The following is a 15977-nucleotide window of genomic DNA, read 5'->3' as shown; positions in this document are numbered from 1 at the left end:
AAAACACAACAAGAGCTTCCGCTGGTCGCTTTGTTCTGTTAAGAAAAAATTACAATTTCTTCTCAAAGTATTTCCATTGCTATCGGGGCTAGGCATTGGTTTTTAAAAGAAACATCACAAAACTTAAGAACATATATGACCAAAAGAATTTTAATTTTATCCTTTCTAATTTTTATTAGCTTAAAATCCAATGGACAATCTATTTCAGATCTTTCAATAAAAATATGTGATTCGATAAAATCTCGCCAATTTAAAAATTCTGACACAATCGCACTCCAGCAAACAGAAATATATATAAGCTTTTTATCTAAATATGTTCAAAAACAAAATAACTTAAAAATTGAAAATTTAAACAATGATTTTAATTCTATCAATTATAAACTAACTAGAGAATTAAATAAAACTTGTGATAATTTTAAAATCAAGAATTCTGTTATTTTGCCACTTACAAATCTGATAGAAATTGATTCAGTCTTTTCAACTGAACAAAGAAAAAAAATTAATGATCTAACTAAAGAAATTAGAACCAAAAATAGAATGGAAATTCTAATTCTATCAATTGACGAATTGAATCCAAACACAGATATTAGCGAATTTGCATATAATAAACTTATTGATTGGAACATTGGCGGAGTTTTTCAAAAAAGCGGTACAATTATCGTTTTCAGTAAAAAATTAAGAAAGGTCGCAATATCAACAACTGAAATTTCTATGAAATATTTAACAAACAAAGATTGCGATAAACTAATTGCGGAAATTATGATTCCGAATTTTAAAAACAACAACTATTATGATGGAATATATCAGTCGTTAATTGAGATAAAAAGCATAATTAAATAACGTAATTTTCACAACATTCGTTCAAAACAAAATTCATGGAAAAATTCACATTAGAAATATTATTTCAAATCATCGGAATCGGTTCAGCATCAGGATTATTTCTTAATAACAATTCACTTTATGTTATTGGCGATAATAGCGGGTATTTATATGAATACAATATGCAAAATCAGCAATTAAATCAACACGCTTTAATTGATAATCCAACACTCAATATTGCCAAAAACTTAAAACCTGATTTTGAATCTTTAACGCATCACAACGATACACTTTATGTTTTTGGCTCAGGTTCAACCGAGAACCGAAACAAAATGATTGAGTTTGATCTTAAAAACAAAACCGTTTTACAAAAAAATAATTTAGTCGATTTATATGCTGTAATGCAAAATTTCGGTTCGATAAAACCCGAAGATTTTAATCTAGAAGGTGCCATTTTTGATGGCGAAAACTGGTATTTATTCAATCGCGGAAACGGAATTTCGAACAAAAACACCATTTTTACCATTCACGCTAAAAATTTGGGAGAAGAATTTGCATTGGTGGCAACCAATTATAAATTGCCAAAAATAAAAGGCATTCGCTCGAGTTTTACCGATGCCATTTTGGTCGAAGACAAAATCTATTTCCTTTCAACCGTCGAAGACACAAAATCAACTTACGACGATGGCGAAATCCTGGGAAGTTTCATTGGCCGAATCGATCTTAAAACCATGAAAATAGATTTTACTCAAAAAATTACTTCAACTAATAAATTTGAAGGTTTGACTTTCTATAAAAAAGAAAACAACAAAATTGAGTTTTTGCTTTGCGAGGATAATGATACGGAAGTTTTAGAAACTAAGATTTTTAAATTGAGTTTGTCGGTTAAGTAAAAATTTAACCTCATTCTTTGTCATTTCGATCGAAGGGAGAAATCACACAAGTAACTCTACAAAGTTTAGCGAATTTCTTTGCGGCATTTCTAGTGCGATTTCTCCCTTCGATCGAAATGACAAAATTGAAGACACACAAAATAATGTAGAGACGGACAGCAGTGCGTCTCAAGCAAAGAATATCCGCCAATAAAACGAAGATACAGTTGACGAAGACGCACTGCTGTGCGCCTCTACGATAAAACCTATGTAACTTTGAACCTCAAAAAAACTTTTTTTAATGCTCTTCCCAACCTTTTTATCTTTTTAACCCTCTTTAGTATAAAGACAACAATTGTGATAAACGAAACGCTAATTTCTAACTGCAAAAAAATGAACCGAGATGCTCAGCGTCAGGTTTATGAGCATATGGCTCCAAAATTGTATCGCCTTTGCAAACGGTACCTTAAAAAGGAAGAGGAAATAGAAGAAGCTCTGGCCGACGCTTTCTATACCATATTTACAAAACTGGAACAACTAAAAGAAGTTCTGGCTTTTGAAGCTTGGGCACGAAAAATAACCGTTAACCATTGTTTGGCAACCATCAAGAAGAATACTAATTTTAATATGTATCTCGATGATGTCAAATTACTTTCTCAGCCTTTTACAGAAGAAATTAATTCGTTAGAAGAAGAAGATTTACTCAATTTATTAAACCACATTCCAGACGGCTGTAAAACTGTTTTTAACCTTTTTGTTATCGAAGGTTTTGGACATAAAGAAATAGCCGCGATGCTTAACATTTCTGAAGGCACATCCAAATCACAATTGAATGCCGCAAAAACCAAGCTAAAGGATTTAGTAAATAAATTGTATTACCAAAAAGCAAAGTAGTCATGGACAATCAAGATAAAATATTCGATAAATTTAAAGACGCCGCGCAAAACTCGGAGCAAAAAGATTTCCCCGGAATGGACAAAGTCTGGGCGCGTGTAGAAGACAAACTCGATAAGAAAGAAGATAAAAAGGCAATTTCGTTATGGAAAAAAATTGCTGTTGCAGCTTCTCTATTGTTAGTAATTTCTATAGGATCTCAGTTTTTAAAATCAGATAAAGCAACCGTAATTCCAGTATCAAAAGTTGTTGTAAACGAAAAAGATAGTGATGACAAATCTATTTTAGAGAAAAGTGATGCAGTTGTTTCTTCAGAATCTCCAATAATTTCAAAATCTGAAGCTGCTAAAATTTTAGACAAACAAATTAAACAGCAACAAGAAGTAGCAATGAATTATGACAGCATTAAGGTTAACAAAGCTGCAGGAGCTGGAATTGCCACTATCAGTCCTCCTGCTGAAGTTGTAGTTGCTGCACCCATACAACCAAGTTATGCTGAAGAAGACAATCTTATAGCAAAAGAAAAAGTGAATGAAAATTCCGGATACTTAAGAAAAGCAGAAAGGGAATCTACAAAACTTGCTTTTGCCGATAAACAATCGCAAACGGCTAAAAAAAGTGCTCCGTTAATTGTTATAAACGGAAGTGCTTTGTCGCATAGCAACGACAAAAAGAGAGATCAAATGATGCAGGATGAAATGCCTAATTTTCAGCCAGAAAATTTAGACTCTCTAGTAGTTTTAGATGCTCCTTTGTATATTATTGATGGAAATTATTATTCTGAAAATGATTTATTTGGCAAAAATCCAACAAGTCCTTATGCGCCATTAAATAAACAGGAAATTAAAACAATTACGGTTCTTCAGGATTTAGAAGCTACATCAAAATATGGCGAAAGAGGTAAAAAAGGTGTTGTAATTATTACCACAAAATACGGAAAACCAACTCCTAAAAACTAACAAAAAACTCAACGTAGAATCTTAAAATCTTTGTCAAAGACTATACATTTGACAAAGATAAAATCTAACGCTTATCTAAAATTTATGTCATGAAAAAAGTAAAACTTATTTCATTTGGATTTTCTATGCTTATATCTTTCGTAATCAAAGCACAAGAAAAAACCGTTTCTAAAGTATATACTGGAAAGGAACCTATCGAACTCCCTGTCAAATCTTTCGCTAAAACTAAAGACACAATTTGTACTGTTAAGGTTTCATCCAATTTTGTACAACCTAAAACACCACAAAATTTTCGAATAATTTGTGCCAGAACGATAACCAATCAAGAAGAACCCTTATATATTATTGACGAAGTTATAGTAAACTCAAAGCAATTTTCTAAAGTCAACCCAAATGATATTGAAAGCATTAAGGTTTTAAAAGGAATCGAAGCAACTTCGCTATACGGAAGTCAAGGCGTAAATGGAGTTGTAATCATTACTACAAAAGACAAAGATTAATCTGAAATAACAGTAAACTTCTTCTTGCAATTACTTACTAAAAACAAATTATTAATTTAAATATTACTAAAATTTTATCTCATGAAAGAATTACTTTTAACCCTGTTTTTACTTTTTTCAATACATTCATTTTCTCAAGACAAAAATCTAATTGACAAACCTTTTATTGAAACTTCAGGTAAGGCGGATACATTAGTAATGCCTGATAAAATTTGGATTAATGTTTTAGTAACGGAAAAAGATTTTAAAGGAAAAAAATCTGTCGAAGAATTAGAACAAGAAATGATTCAAAAATTAGAATCAATTGGAATTAATACTCAAAAAGATCTTACTCTAAACTATATGTCAAGTAATTTTAAAAATTATCTTTTGAAGCAAACTGACATTTTCAAATCAAAATCATATTCAATCCTAGTTACTAATGCCAAAATGACTGCAAAGGTTTTTATAGGGTTAGAAGAAATTGGAATTTCAAATGTTCGAATTGACAAAATAGAAAATACGGAAGAAAAAAAGATTAAACTTTTAATCAATGCAAAGGCAATACTAAATGCTAAAAAAATTGCAGAAAGCTTTGCTAAACCTTTAAATCAAAAAATTGGAAATGCCATACAAATAAGCAATCTTGACGATATCACAAAGCTATCAACAGGAATGCTTAGGGGCATAGCGGTAACAGGATATTCTTCAAAATCAGATGAAGACAGAAGCTCTAATAATGATACTAATATTGAATTTGAAAAAATAAAAATATCTACATCCGTTCAAGCTCGATTTTTATTAGAATAATTTAAATCTCCTATAAAATTAATCTGAAATTAGAATTATTAACACACATTTTATTACATTTGACATCCTTTTGAAAATACATTGCAAAACGTATTCAAGAAAAAAAGTTACAAATCAATATCAAATAAAATAAAATGAATCCTATTTTAAATCAGAATTTATTTCTTGTAAAAGAACATGTTGGAATGTTTAAAGCAGCTAACAACTACGATATTTACCATCCGGAAAGCAATCAAATTACTATGAATTGCAGAGAGAACAATTTGGGATTTTTTACCAAAATGCTTCGCTTTACAGATTACAAAAGAATGACTCCTTTTGATATTGAAATTACTGCTGAATCTGGCGAAAAAATTATTTCAGTAAAACGTGGTATTGCTTGGCTTCGCTCAACTGTTGAAGTCTTTGACGAAAAAGATCGATTGGTAGGAACGTTTAAACAAAAGTTTTTTTCTTTTGGAGGAAAATTCGAAATTTTAGATAAAAACGAAAAACCTCTGGCTACGCTTCAGGGAAAATGGACTGGCTGGGATTTTAAATTTAGCCATGAAAATAAACAACTGGCTCAGGTAAGTAAAAAATGGGCAGGAATGGGTAAAGAGTTTTTTACAAGTGCCGATAATTATGTCCTTCAAATCGAAGATACTGTTGCACAAGACAGTCCACAAAGACAATTGATTCTTGCAGCCGTAATGTGCATCGATATGGTATTAAAAGAGTAAAAAGGTTGTTAAACTTAGATTAAGAAAACAACTCAAAGCATCGTTTTAGCAAGCAAAAGCATTATTTTTGTGTTACTAAAATGATGCTTTTTGCATTTCTAAAAAATAAATCATGACAGACTTAAAAAATAAAAATGCCCTAATTACAGGTGCAGGAAAAGGAATAGGAAAAGCAATTGCTATTGCACTTGCCAAAGAAGGTGTAAATGTAATTTTAGTTTCAAGAACTCAGGCAGATGTTGATCAATTGGCAAACCAAACGAACAACTTAGGTGTAAAATCTTTGGCTTTATCTGCTGATGTTTCGGACATGAACTCCATTAATTCAGCAGTTGAGAAAGCTTTAGCTGAATTTAAAACGATTGATATTTTAATTAATAGTGCCGGAATTGCTGCTTTTGGAAAATTCTTAGAATTAGAACCAAACGCTTGGGAGAAAATCATTCAGGTAAACCTAATGGGAACTTATTATACAACTCGCGCCGTTATACCTAATATGATCGAAAGACAAATTGGTGATATTATCAATATCTCGTCAACAGCCGGATTAAACGGAAATGCTTTGACAAGTGCTTACAGTGCCTCTAAATTTGCGGTTTTAGGATTGACTGATTCTTTGATGCAGGAAATGAGAAAACACAATATTCGTGTTACTGCATTAACGCCAAGTACAGTTGCTACAGACATGGCAAAAGATTTAAATCTTACTGATGGTAATCCTGAAAAAGTGATGCAATCTGAAGATATTGCGGAGTTAATCATTGCACAACTTAAACTAAATCGCAGAGTTTTTATAAAAAACAGCAGTATTTGGTCTACTAATCCTTAAATATAAATAAATTTCCAATCCCGAGGCTTCGGGATAAATTCCAAATTCCAATTCTTGGCTTTTTCGTAAAATTTCAACTAGCATTGGAATTTGGAATTTTTTAGTTGGATTTTTTCAAAACACATCAAATGGAACAATACTTAAGACAATTAATAGCAATAGAATTTACGGATAAAAAAGAGATTTTTACCGGATTTTTAATTGACTATTCTGACGATTGGATTTTACTAAGAAACAATCCCGAAGATTTTATATTAGATGGTTTTGTGATTCTGAAAAATAAGAATATTGAAGAGATTCATCGCGATCAGGATCTTGCTTTTACAGAGAAAGTAATTCGCTTAAAGGGCTTAAAAACCAATGCCGAAGATATTATACCAATTAGAGATTTGAGTTCGATTCTTAACTTTATTGATAATAAATACGGTATTTTTCAAATTTCAAAAAAATCGGCCAAATCGGCTTATCTAGGAAAACTACTCGAATTAAACGACGAAGAGCTTACAATTGACTTTCTAGATATAAAAGGTCAGTTTGGCGGCGAATTGAGTTTTAATCCTGAAAAAATCAGAGTGATTGAGTTTGATACGGATTATATTAATTCTTTGAAATTGGTTATTCCGGAAGCTCAGAAATAAAATTCATACTTTAAAAACAAGAAAGCCCTTTATCTAAAGGGCTTTCTTGTTTTATTGTCATTTCGAGCGAAGGGAGAAATCACAATAGAAATTCGACAAAGATTGACAACAATTTCTACTGGAGTTTCTAGTGTGATTCCTCGTTCCTCGGAATGACAAACTATGTTGTAATTTTCTATGCTTCCGCTAATTTATTTATAAACTCTAAACGAACGCTTCCGTCTTCATCTATTTTTGTCAAGTTAATTTCTTGTAATGTATTTACCAATTCAGGATTCCAAGGGGTTTTTACTTTTACGTAATTTTCGGTAAAACCGTGAATATATCCTTCTTTATTTTCACTTTCGAACAAAACTGTTCTGTTTGATCCTAATTGACTTTCGTAAAATGCTCGACGCTTTTTAACCGATAATCCACGTAACATTTTACTACGTTTTGCTCTTACGTTTGCAGAAACAATTCCTGGCATATTTGCAGCTTCAGTATTATCTCTTTCTGAATACGTGAATACGTGTAAATATGATATATCCATTTCGTTTAGGAAATGGTAAGTTTCTAAAAAGTGTTCATCTGTTTCTCCAGGAAAACCAACAATAACGTCAACACCAATGCAAGCGTGTGGCATTACTTCACGAATCTTGTTAACACGTTCTGTATAAACTTCACGTAAGTAACGACGTTTCATTAATTTTAAAATGTCATTACTTCCAGATTGTAACGGGATATGAAAATGAGGTACAAAAGTTCTGCTTTTCGACACGAAATCAATTGTTTCATTTTTCAATAAATTGGGTTCAATTGATGAAATACGCAAACGCTCAATTCCATCTACTTTATCTAAAGCCTGAACTAAATCAAGAAAAGTGTGTTCGTGTTTTTTATTCCCAAATTCACCTTTTCCGTAATCTCCAATATTTACTCCTGTCAAAACAATTTCTTTAATATTTTGAGCAGATATTTCTTTTGCATTTTGCAAGACATTTTCTAATGCATCACTTCTGGAAATTCCTCTTGCCAACGGAATGGTACAATAGGTACATTTATAATCGCAACCGTCCTGAACTTTCAAGAATGCACGAGTACGATCGCCAATAGAATAACTTCCAACATAAAAATCAGCTTCGGCAATTTCGCATGAGTGTACTTCACCCATATCATTTTTGCTTAAGTCATTAATATAGTCGGTAATTTTAAATTTTTCAGTTGCTCCCAAAACCAAATCAACACCATCAACAGCTGCTAATTCTTCTGGTTTTAATTGTGCATAACAACCTACTGCGGCAACAAATGCCTTATCATTAAGTTTCATTGCTTTTTTTACAACCTGCTTAAACTGCTTATCAGCATTTTCAGTAACTGAGCAAGTATTAATCACATAAATATCGGCGATTTCTTCAAAATCAACACGATCAAAACCTTCGTCATTAAAGTTTCTGGCAATCGTAGAAGTTTCTGAAAAATTCAGTTTACAACCAAGCGTATAAAAGGCAACTTTTTTTCTATTTTCCATAGGAATGAACTACGTTTTAAGTAGTAGGATATTATAATTATATCTCTTTTAAAGAGTTTGCAAATTTACGTACAATATTCTTTAAAATAAAATCAATAACACACTATATATCAATATTTTGTAGCAAGCCTACATTTTAATACATCTTAAAAAACCATAAATAGAGCCAAATATTCTATCACAAAATTTCAACTATTTAAAAATTCGATTTAATTTCAATAAGAATAAAACGACAAATTAATCGATTAAGTGCATTTTTCATCGATTAAGTGCGTTTTTTAACGGTTTAAATTCAAAATTTCTTACATTTAACTCTGTTAATATTCTTTTTTCGAAGTCATTCAGTTCCTCCAAAAAAGCATTAACTAAAATTGTATTATTTAAACAATAATTCACTCGTAACAATTTTGATTTTCCCTTGTTATGTTGTTGTTTTGTTGCAGTAAAAAATGGGCAGGCCGAAAACCAGAAAGAGTAGGCACAAATTAAAAATTAAAACTCCATATGAAGGCATTTTTACCCACAATCTGCTTGATGTTCTTAACTCTTTTTAGTGCGCAAGCGCAAACTAATACTCCGGCTGCTAATCCGTTTCCTACTATTAGCACCTTGACAACTTGGGCAAGCTTAAACTCTCAATCTCAATTTGATATTGCAGTTCGTGCGGTTGGATTTAAATTTGAAGTAAAAGAACCAGGTGAGGGATCTACAGCTTATACTTATATTCGTAAAGTAACAGTAAATGAAGTAAATTATACTGATAGAATTGTTTACAGAATTACCAATAATAATTCAGCAAGTATTATTTCATTAGTAACTGCTTCTACTGATTTAGTAAGTTTATACACGCCTCAATTGGCAACTTTCAAAAACAATAACTGTAAAACTGAAATGTCTAAAGACAAAAACACTACTTGCAGCTGTTATGAAAGTGCTAATTTTGCTATCGATCTTTGTGACGAACGTGTAAAATTAACAATGGGTGACGGAAATAAATATTTTGTTTCTGTAGCTAAAAAATAATTCTAATATTTTATTAGAACCTTCGAGTTGTTTTCCAAATCTTTGCAAATCTTAAACGAGATGAGTTTACAAAGATTTGGAACGCATTTCTTAGAATTTTCTTATAAGTTTGGATTTCGCAGTTCGAACCAAACTTGTAAATCTCCTTCGTATTCAAAAGAATTCACCAATTGCATACCTATTTTCTCTAAAATTTTTCTTGAATTTTCATTTCCTGCATCTGCATAAGCATACAGCGCTTCTACTTTCATTACATTAAAAGCATAATCGATAAAAGCTTTTCCAGCTTCAGTTGCATATCCTTTTCCCCAATGTTTTTCGATAAAACGATATCCAATTTCATAAAAACCTTTATGATTGTTAATTTCATTTGTGATGAATTTTATTCCTGACCATCCTAAAAATTCATTGGTATCTTTTAGAATAACAGCCCAACGACCAATACCAAAATCTTTGTATTGCTGATGAAGAAAATCAATATAGGCACGACCTTCGTCAATATGCGTGATTGGTTTTTTCCCTACATAAACATGCACATTCGGATTTGATTCCAATTCAAACAGTCCTAAATCATCTGTTGGGATAAATTCTCTTAGTAATAAACGGTCCGTTTCTATTGGTTCTTTCATCTTAAATTAATTTAGTTTAGAGAATATAGCGTTGTACTACCTCAGCAACTCCATTATCATTATTAGACGCAACAATTACATCTGCTCTGTCTCGTAATTCTGGCGTAACATTATCAACCCAAACTCCAAGTCCGGCATATTCTATCATTGTCAGGTCATTTCCTGCGTTTCCTACAGCAATAATTTCGCTTTGATGAATATTTAGCTTTTCAGCCAAAAGTTTTAAACTTGCTGCTTTATCAATTCCGTGTTGCGCTGCCTCTAGAAAAAATGGTTTTGACATTGCAATACTCAAATCTGGCATTGTTTGTTTTAAATCTTCTTCCAGACTTTTTAAATAAGATGGTTCTGCCAACAAAATACATTTTACTGCTGGACGATTAACGGCTTCTTTAAAATTAGGAACTTTTTTGTGTGGTAATCCCGTAATTTCTTTTTCGATTTCTATATATTCAGAATCGGTTTCGCTTATAATTTCACCATCAAGATACGTGATAATGTGAGTTTTCATTTTTACACTATAATCGTATAAATCATGAATTTGTTTAACGGTTAATTGTTGTTCAAATAATATTGTATCATCTTTTACCGCACTAATTATAGCACCGTTAAATGAAAGCATGTACGAATTATTTAAATCTAATTCTAGCTCTTTTGCATAAGCAGTCATCGCAGATGTTGGTCGACCTGAAGCCAAAACAACATAAACGCCTTTTGCCTGAGCTTCTAGAAGTACTTTTTTATTTAAATCTGAAATTTTATGATCGTCTGTCAACAAGGTATCATCCATGTCGAGCACCAACATTTTGTATTGCATGTTTTTTTAGTTTTCAGTCGCAGTTTACAATTTACCGCTCTCTACTGAGACTGCGACTACAAACTGTAAACTGAGACTATTTACTATATTTTAAAGACTCATTCTGAATTCTTCGATCACTGGATTTGCTTTTGCAAAATCTGTTTCCTGAATAAAAACTTCAACAGCCAAATCTGAACCACCGTAACCAGCCATACGAGCTGATTGAATATTATCTTTTTTACTTGTTTCTACTCCTGCTTCTTCTAATCTTTCTTGTAAAGCAATAGCTAAAACTTCACTTCCCGAAAATACTTTCATTAATCCCATAACATTTTATTTTTTATAGTTATTATCTAGTCTTCAGTCGCAGTTACAGTTTTCAGTACGGACTGAGACTGAGACTGAGACTGAAAACCGCGACTTTATTCCTCTTCCTGAATATCGTCATCTTCCTCATCAAGCTCTTCTTCTCCTTCTTCATCCATATCAAATAAATAAGGCTCTAGCATCATTTTATCTGCCAAAATCTCGATTCGTTCTGTTAATGTTTCAGCAAAAATAATACGTTGCGTTTTGGTGATACTATTTGAAATACGCATGATTTTGGTTTCGTGACGTAATTTCAAAATTGGATCTGCATCGTCGATAATAAACATCTTTAAACGGTTTACATTATATCCTGCGGTTGTAAACATATCGCTCAATTTATTTGGAGTTCCAATTAAAACGTCGATTCCTGTCGAAATATAGTTTTTATCGTAATCCATATCGCCTTTATCATGAACACCATAAACTTCCAGATTCGAAAATTTACCATATTTAGCAAAAAGCTCCACCATCTCTAATACTTTGGTTTTGTCTTCTACAAAAATCAACGCACGTGGCGACTCTTCTATATGACCTGCCAATTGCTGAATAACATTCAATACAATTGTTGTCGATTTCCCGCTTTTTGCTGGAGAAAGTATAATACAATCAGAACCACTTTTTATGGTCGAAAATGTTTCTTGTTGCAATGCATTTGCTTCTGTTAAACCATTCTCGATTAAAGCGTCTTGTAATTTCTCGTTTATTTTTTTTAGTTTCATTTCTAAATTTTAGATTTTAGATTTTAGATTTCAAATTGAAAACCAAATCATTATTTGCTTGCAAACATTTTTACGTCGGTTTCAGAAATTTCAGTTCCACCTAAGATAATCAATCTTTCTACTACATTTCGAAGTTCACGAATATTTCCTGTCCAATCGTATTCTTGCAATAATTTTATAGCTTGCTGCGAAAATACTTTCACAACATTTCCTTGCTCCGAAGCGATTTTTTCTGCAAAGTGTCTTATCAAAGCCGGAATATCATCACGTCTTTCGTTTAATGGCGGTACTTTTATCAAAATAACTGCTAAACGATGATATAAATCTTCACGGAAACGACCTTCGGCAATTTCGGTTTTTAAATCTTTATTGGTTGCAGCCACAACACGAACATCAACTTTTATATCTTTTTCTGCACCCACTCTGGTAATCATACTTTCTTGTAAAGCACGTAATACTTTGGCTTGCGCCGAAAGGCTCATATCTCCAATTTCATCTAAGAAAATAGTTCCTTTGTCTGCCGCTTCAAACTTTCCTGCACGATCTTTTACTGCCGATGTAAAAGCTCCTTTTACGTGACCAAACAATTCGCTTTCGATTAATTCACTTGGAATCGCAGCACAGTTTACTTCGATTAAAGGGAAATTAGCACGTTCGCTTTTTTCATGTAATTGATGCGCCACTAATTCTTTTCCGGTTCCGTTTGGTCCAGTAATTAAAACTCTGGCTTCAGTCTGAGCAACTTTATCAATCATCATTTTTATATGATTAATAGCTTCACTTTCGCCAACCATTTCGTAGTTTTTACTAACTTTTTTCTTCAGAATTTTATTTTCAACTACTAGTTGTTTTTTATCTAAAGCATTGCGAACTGTATTCAATAAACGATTTAAATCTGGTGGCTTTGAGATATAATCAAATGCTCCTAAACGCATAGTGTGAATTGCTGTTTCCATATCTCCGTGACCAGAAATCATAACCATTGGTATTTCTGGTTTGATTTTTTTGGCCGCTTCTAAAACTTCAACACCATCCATTTTTGGCATTTTTATATCGCACAAAACCAAATCGTAATCGTTGTTTTTTATTTTTTCAAGACCTACGACACCATCTTCTGCTTCATCAACCTGATACGCATCATTTTCTTCTGATAAAATTTTTACCAAAACTCTTCTAATCGATGCTTCGTCTTCTATAATTAGTATTTTACTCATTCTCTTTTCTTAAGGTTCAAAGTCGCAAAGGTTCAGAGGTACAAAGTTTAAGATCTTTGTCGCTATTGTTGCCTTTTTAACCTGTTATTCGTATTATCTCTTTTATGCTTAGCGTGATCTTAAAGTTATCTATTCTAAGTTACTAAAAATTCAAATTCAAAAACCTTTGAGCCTTTGTCACTCTGAATCTTTGTAACTTTTTAAACACTAATACTTCAGCCATCTATATAATTCTTTCCAGGTTGGTTTTTTGCCGTACATTAAAATACCTACTCGGTAAATTTTTGCAGCGAACCAAACAACTAGGAAAAAGGTAGCAAACAATAATGATACCGAAATCGCGATTTGCCACCACGGCACTCCAAACGGTAATCTCATCAACATTACGATTGGCGAAGTAAGCGGAATCATTGAAAACACAACTGCAATTGTTCCGTGCGGATCATTTACAACCGTAAAAAATCCGATATAAACACTTAAAATAAGTGGCATTATGATAGGCAAAAGAAATTGCTGAGAATCTGTTTGATTATCAACTGCGGCTCCAATTGCGGCATAAAACGAACTGTATAAAAAGTAACCTCCTATAAAATAAATTACAAAACCAATTAAGATACTTGCAATAGGTAAATTCCATAATTCGCTAATATACATTTGTGCTGATCCTGAAAACTCTTGTTGCGCGCTGTGCATTAATTCTGGTGGAATTTTTGCCGTTGGCCCAACATTTACGCCAAAAAACGCCGAAGCTGCAAACATTAATGCCAGACCAATTATCGCCCAAATCATAAATTGTAATAATCCTGCAAGCGAAGTTCCAACAATTTTTCCAATCATTAACTGAAATGGTTTTACTGATGAAATGATGATTTCGATTATTCGGTTTGTTTTTTCTTCGATAACGCTTCGCATTACCATATTTCCGTAAATGATAATAAACATCATGATGAGATAACCAAATGCACCTCCAATTCCAATTTTTATTTCATTTAGTCCTTTTAAACTTTCTTCTCCTGATGTTTTCGCCAAGTGAATACTAACATCAGCCTGAGCTTTTTTAATGGCCAATGTATCTAATTTTGCTTTTTCTAAATTAAGCTTTGTGATTTTTTCGCCAATAATATCTTGAGTTTTCTCGATAAAAATAATACTCGGACTATTGTTTGAAACATATTCGATTTTAGTTTCTAAATCTTTTAAATTGTTTGTCTTTGGGATAATGATTAAACCATTAAAACTTTCTTTGGTTATACTATCTTTTAAAGCTTTTACATCAATTTCTGACAGATTCAGATATTTAAATTCCCCATCTTTCTTATTCTGTTTTACAAAATCATTGGCAAACAAACCTGTTTCGTCATAAATGGCAATTTGTTTTGTCTCAGCTTTCATCGAACTTAAATAACCAATAAATCCAGCTATCGCAACAAACAATAGCGGACTTAAAAAAGTCATAACAACAAAAGATTTATTGCGAACTTTTGCAATAAATTCTCTTTTTATAATCAACGAGATGATGCTCATAAATAATTTTAGATTTTAGATTTTAGACTTCTTAGATTTTTAGACTTTCGTTAGACTTCTCAGATTATTTTTTTGACTTCTAACATCAGTCTAAAAATCTAAGCCAGTCTAATGATCTAAAGATCTACGAAGTTACTGTTTGAATAAAAATATCGTTTACATTTGGAATTTTTTCTACAAAATGCGTCACTTGTCCACGTTGTGTCAGAATGTTTAGTAATTCGTTTGGTGTTGCATTTCCAATCTGAATATCTAACTTTAAATCATCATTTAATGATTTAAAACTTGCTGGCGAAACGGTAAATTTTTGTGTGATATCGTACATTAAACCTTCGACATTATCTGTCAAAATACCAACTTCAAAACTATTGGTTCTAAACTGACGTTTTACATCGCTAAGTTTTCCTTCTATTAATTTATTCGATTTATGAATTAAAGCAATATGATCGCAAAGTTCTTCTACACTTTCCATTCTATGTGTCGAAAAAATAATTGTAGCGCCTTGCTCCTTCAATGCCAAAATTTCATCTTTTATGACATTTGCATTTACGGGATCAAATCCTGAAAAAGGTTCATCAAAAATCAACAGCTTTGGTTTGTGCAATACGCAAACTACAAACTGAATTTTTTGCGCCATTCCTTTAGAAAGTTCCTGGATTTTTTTGTTCCACCAACCCTGAATTCCTAAACGATCAAACCAGTACTCTAATTGCAGTTTTGCTTCGGCTTTAGAAAGTCCTTTCATTTGTGCCAAATACAAACATTGTTCGCCCACTTTCATAGAGGTATACAAACCTCTTTCTTCTGGAAGATAGCCAATGGTTTGCACATGTTTTGGCTGCAGTTTTTCTCCATCTAAAATTATTTCGCCACTATCTGGCAATGTAATTTGATTGATGATTCGGATAAGAGAGGTTTTTCCAGCTCCATTCGGGCCTAATAACCCATAAATACTACCTTTTGGCACATTTAATGAAACTTCGTTAAGCGCTACATAATCACCGTATTGTTTTACGACTTTATGTACTTCGAGTAAGTTGCTCATGCTATTTTTAAGATTTTCCTAGTCAGTTTGACCTTTATGGTATTGCGTGTGTAAAAGTAAATAATTCGCAGCGAAAGTTTACACTATTAATACAAAAAACCCATTCTAATTTACACTAGAATG

Annotated in this window: 18 protein-coding genes; 10 read left to right on the top strand and 8 right to left on the bottom strand. The window is 32.2% G+C overall.

Annotated features, from left to right (window positions below):
- The first annotated feature begins 135 nt into the window (after window positions 1–135).
- From IW18_RS07840 to IW18_RS07800, 9 genes are all read left to right on the top strand, one after another.
- Complete coding sequence (locus tag IW18_RS07840; RefSeq protein WP_041517043.1) at window positions 136–840, top strand: TPM domain-containing protein; 705 nt, start codon at window positions 136–138, stop codon at window positions 838–840.
- 35 nt (window positions 841–875) lie between these two features.
- The gene (locus tag IW18_RS07835) at window positions 876–1712 is read left to right on the top strand and encodes a DUF6929 family protein (RefSeq protein ID WP_041517042.1); all 837 of its coding nucleotides are present in this window, start codon (window positions 876–878) and stop codon (window positions 1710–1712) included.
- Between the two features lie 372 nt (window positions 1713–2084).
- Window positions 2085–2585 carry an RNA polymerase sigma factor gene (locus IW18_RS07830; RefSeq protein ID WP_041517041.1) on the top strand — a complete coding sequence of 167 codons (501 nt, stop codon included), beginning with the start codon at window positions 2085–2087 and terminating at the stop codon, window positions 2583–2585.
- Between the two features lie 2 nt (window positions 2586–2587).
- On the top strand, window positions 2588–3544 hold the full coding sequence (locus IW18_RS07825) for a hypothetical protein (RefSeq protein ID WP_041517040.1): 957 nt from the start codon (window positions 2588–2590) through the stop codon (window positions 3542–3544).
- Window positions 3545–3633: 89 nt separating this feature from the next.
- The gene (locus IW18_RS07820) at window positions 3634–4044 is read left to right on the top strand and encodes a TonB-dependent receptor plug domain-containing protein (protein WP_041517039.1); all 411 of its coding nucleotides are present in this window, start codon (window positions 3634–3636) and stop codon (window positions 4042–4044) included.
- Window positions 4045–4125: 81 nt separating this feature from the next.
- The gene (locus IW18_RS07815; RefSeq protein ID WP_041517038.1) at window positions 4126–4833 is read left to right on the top strand and encodes an SIMPL domain-containing protein; all 708 of its coding nucleotides are present in this window, start codon (window positions 4126–4128) and stop codon (window positions 4831–4833) included.
- A gap of 134 nt (window positions 4834–4967) precedes the next feature.
- Window positions 4968–5555, top strand: a complete 588-nt coding sequence (locus IW18_RS07810; RefSeq protein ID WP_041517037.1) for an LURP-one-related/scramblase family protein — start codon at window positions 4968–4970, stop codon at window positions 5553–5555.
- A 112-nt stretch (window positions 5556–5667) separates the two neighbouring features.
- Window positions 5668–6384, top strand: coding sequence for a 3-ketoacyl-ACP reductase (locus IW18_RS07805; protein ID WP_041517036.1), 717 nt, complete (start codon window positions 5668–5670; stop codon window positions 6382–6384).
- Between the two features lie 128 nt (window positions 6385–6512).
- Window positions 6513–7022 carry a hypothetical protein gene (locus IW18_RS07800; protein ID WP_041517035.1) on the top strand — a complete coding sequence of 170 codons (510 nt, stop codon included), beginning with the start codon at window positions 6513–6515 and terminating at the stop codon, window positions 7020–7022.
- Between the two features lie 175 nt (window positions 7023–7197).
- On the opposite strand, the gene mtaB is transcribed toward IW18_RS07800, so the two are convergent.
- Window positions 7198–8532: a tRNA (N(6)-L-threonylcarbamoyladenosine(37)-C(2))-methylthiotransferase MtaB gene (gene mtaB, locus IW18_RS07795; RefSeq protein ID WP_041517034.1), complete on the bottom strand. Its 1335-nt coding sequence runs from the start codon at window positions 8530–8532 to the stop codon at window positions 7198–7200.
- 504 nt (window positions 8533–9036) lie between these two features.
- On the opposite strand from mtaB, the gene IW18_RS07790 reads away from it, so the two are divergent.
- A complete protein-coding gene (locus tag IW18_RS07790) occupies window positions 9037–9555 on the top strand; it encodes a hypothetical protein (protein WP_041517033.1) in 519 nt (172 codons plus the stop codon).
- A gap of 101 nt (window positions 9556–9656) precedes the next feature.
- Here the strand turns inward: IW18_RS07790 and IW18_RS07785 are convergent, their stop codons facing one another.
- The 7 genes from IW18_RS07785 to IW18_RS07755 all read right to left on the bottom strand — a co-directional run bounded on the left by IW18_RS07785 (window position 9657) and on the right by IW18_RS07755 (window position 15854).
- Window positions 9657–10184 (bottom strand): GNAT family N-acetyltransferase, encoded by a 528-nt coding sequence (locus IW18_RS07785; RefSeq protein WP_041517032.1) that lies wholly within the window; start codon window positions 10182–10184, stop codon window positions 9657–9659.
- Between the two features lie 16 nt (window positions 10185–10200).
- The gene (locus IW18_RS07780) at window positions 10201–11001 is read right to left on the bottom strand and encodes a Cof-type HAD-IIB family hydrolase (RefSeq protein WP_041517031.1); all 801 of its coding nucleotides are present in this window, start codon (window positions 10999–11001) and stop codon (window positions 10201–10203) included.
- A 90-nt stretch (window positions 11002–11091) separates the two neighbouring features.
- Entirely contained in the window at window positions 11092–11310 is a 219-nt protein-coding gene (locus IW18_RS07775) for a putative signal transducing protein (protein WP_041517030.1), read from the bottom strand.
- A gap of 95 nt (window positions 11311–11405) precedes the next feature.
- A complete protein-coding gene (locus tag IW18_RS07770) occupies window positions 11406–12071 on the bottom strand; it encodes a DEAD/DEAH box helicase (RefSeq protein ID WP_041517029.1) in 666 nt (221 codons plus the stop codon).
- Between the two features lie 50 nt (window positions 12072–12121).
- Window positions 12122–13285 carry a sigma-54-dependent transcriptional regulator gene (locus IW18_RS07765; protein WP_041517028.1) on the bottom strand — a complete coding sequence of 388 codons (1164 nt, stop codon included), beginning with the start codon at window positions 13283–13285 and terminating at the stop codon, window positions 12122–12124.
- A gap of 207 nt (window positions 13286–13492) precedes the next feature.
- Window positions 13493–14809: an ABC transporter permease gene (locus IW18_RS07760; protein ID WP_041517027.1), complete on the bottom strand. Its 1317-nt coding sequence runs from the start codon at window positions 14807–14809 to the stop codon at window positions 13493–13495.
- Between the two features lie 124 nt (window positions 14810–14933).
- Complete coding sequence (locus tag IW18_RS07755) at window positions 14934–15854, bottom strand: ABC transporter ATP-binding protein (RefSeq protein ID WP_041517026.1); 921 nt, start codon at window positions 15852–15854, stop codon at window positions 14934–14936.
- Between the last annotated feature and the right edge of the window lie 123 nt (window positions 15855–15977).

The sequence above is a fragment of the Flavobacterium hibernum genome (assembly GCF_000832125.1).
In the GTDB taxonomy this organism is placed as follows: Bacteria; Bacteroidota; Bacteroidia; order Flavobacteriales; family Flavobacteriaceae; genus Flavobacterium; species Flavobacterium hibernum.
This window is presented reverse-complemented; position numbering and strand designations above follow the sequence as displayed.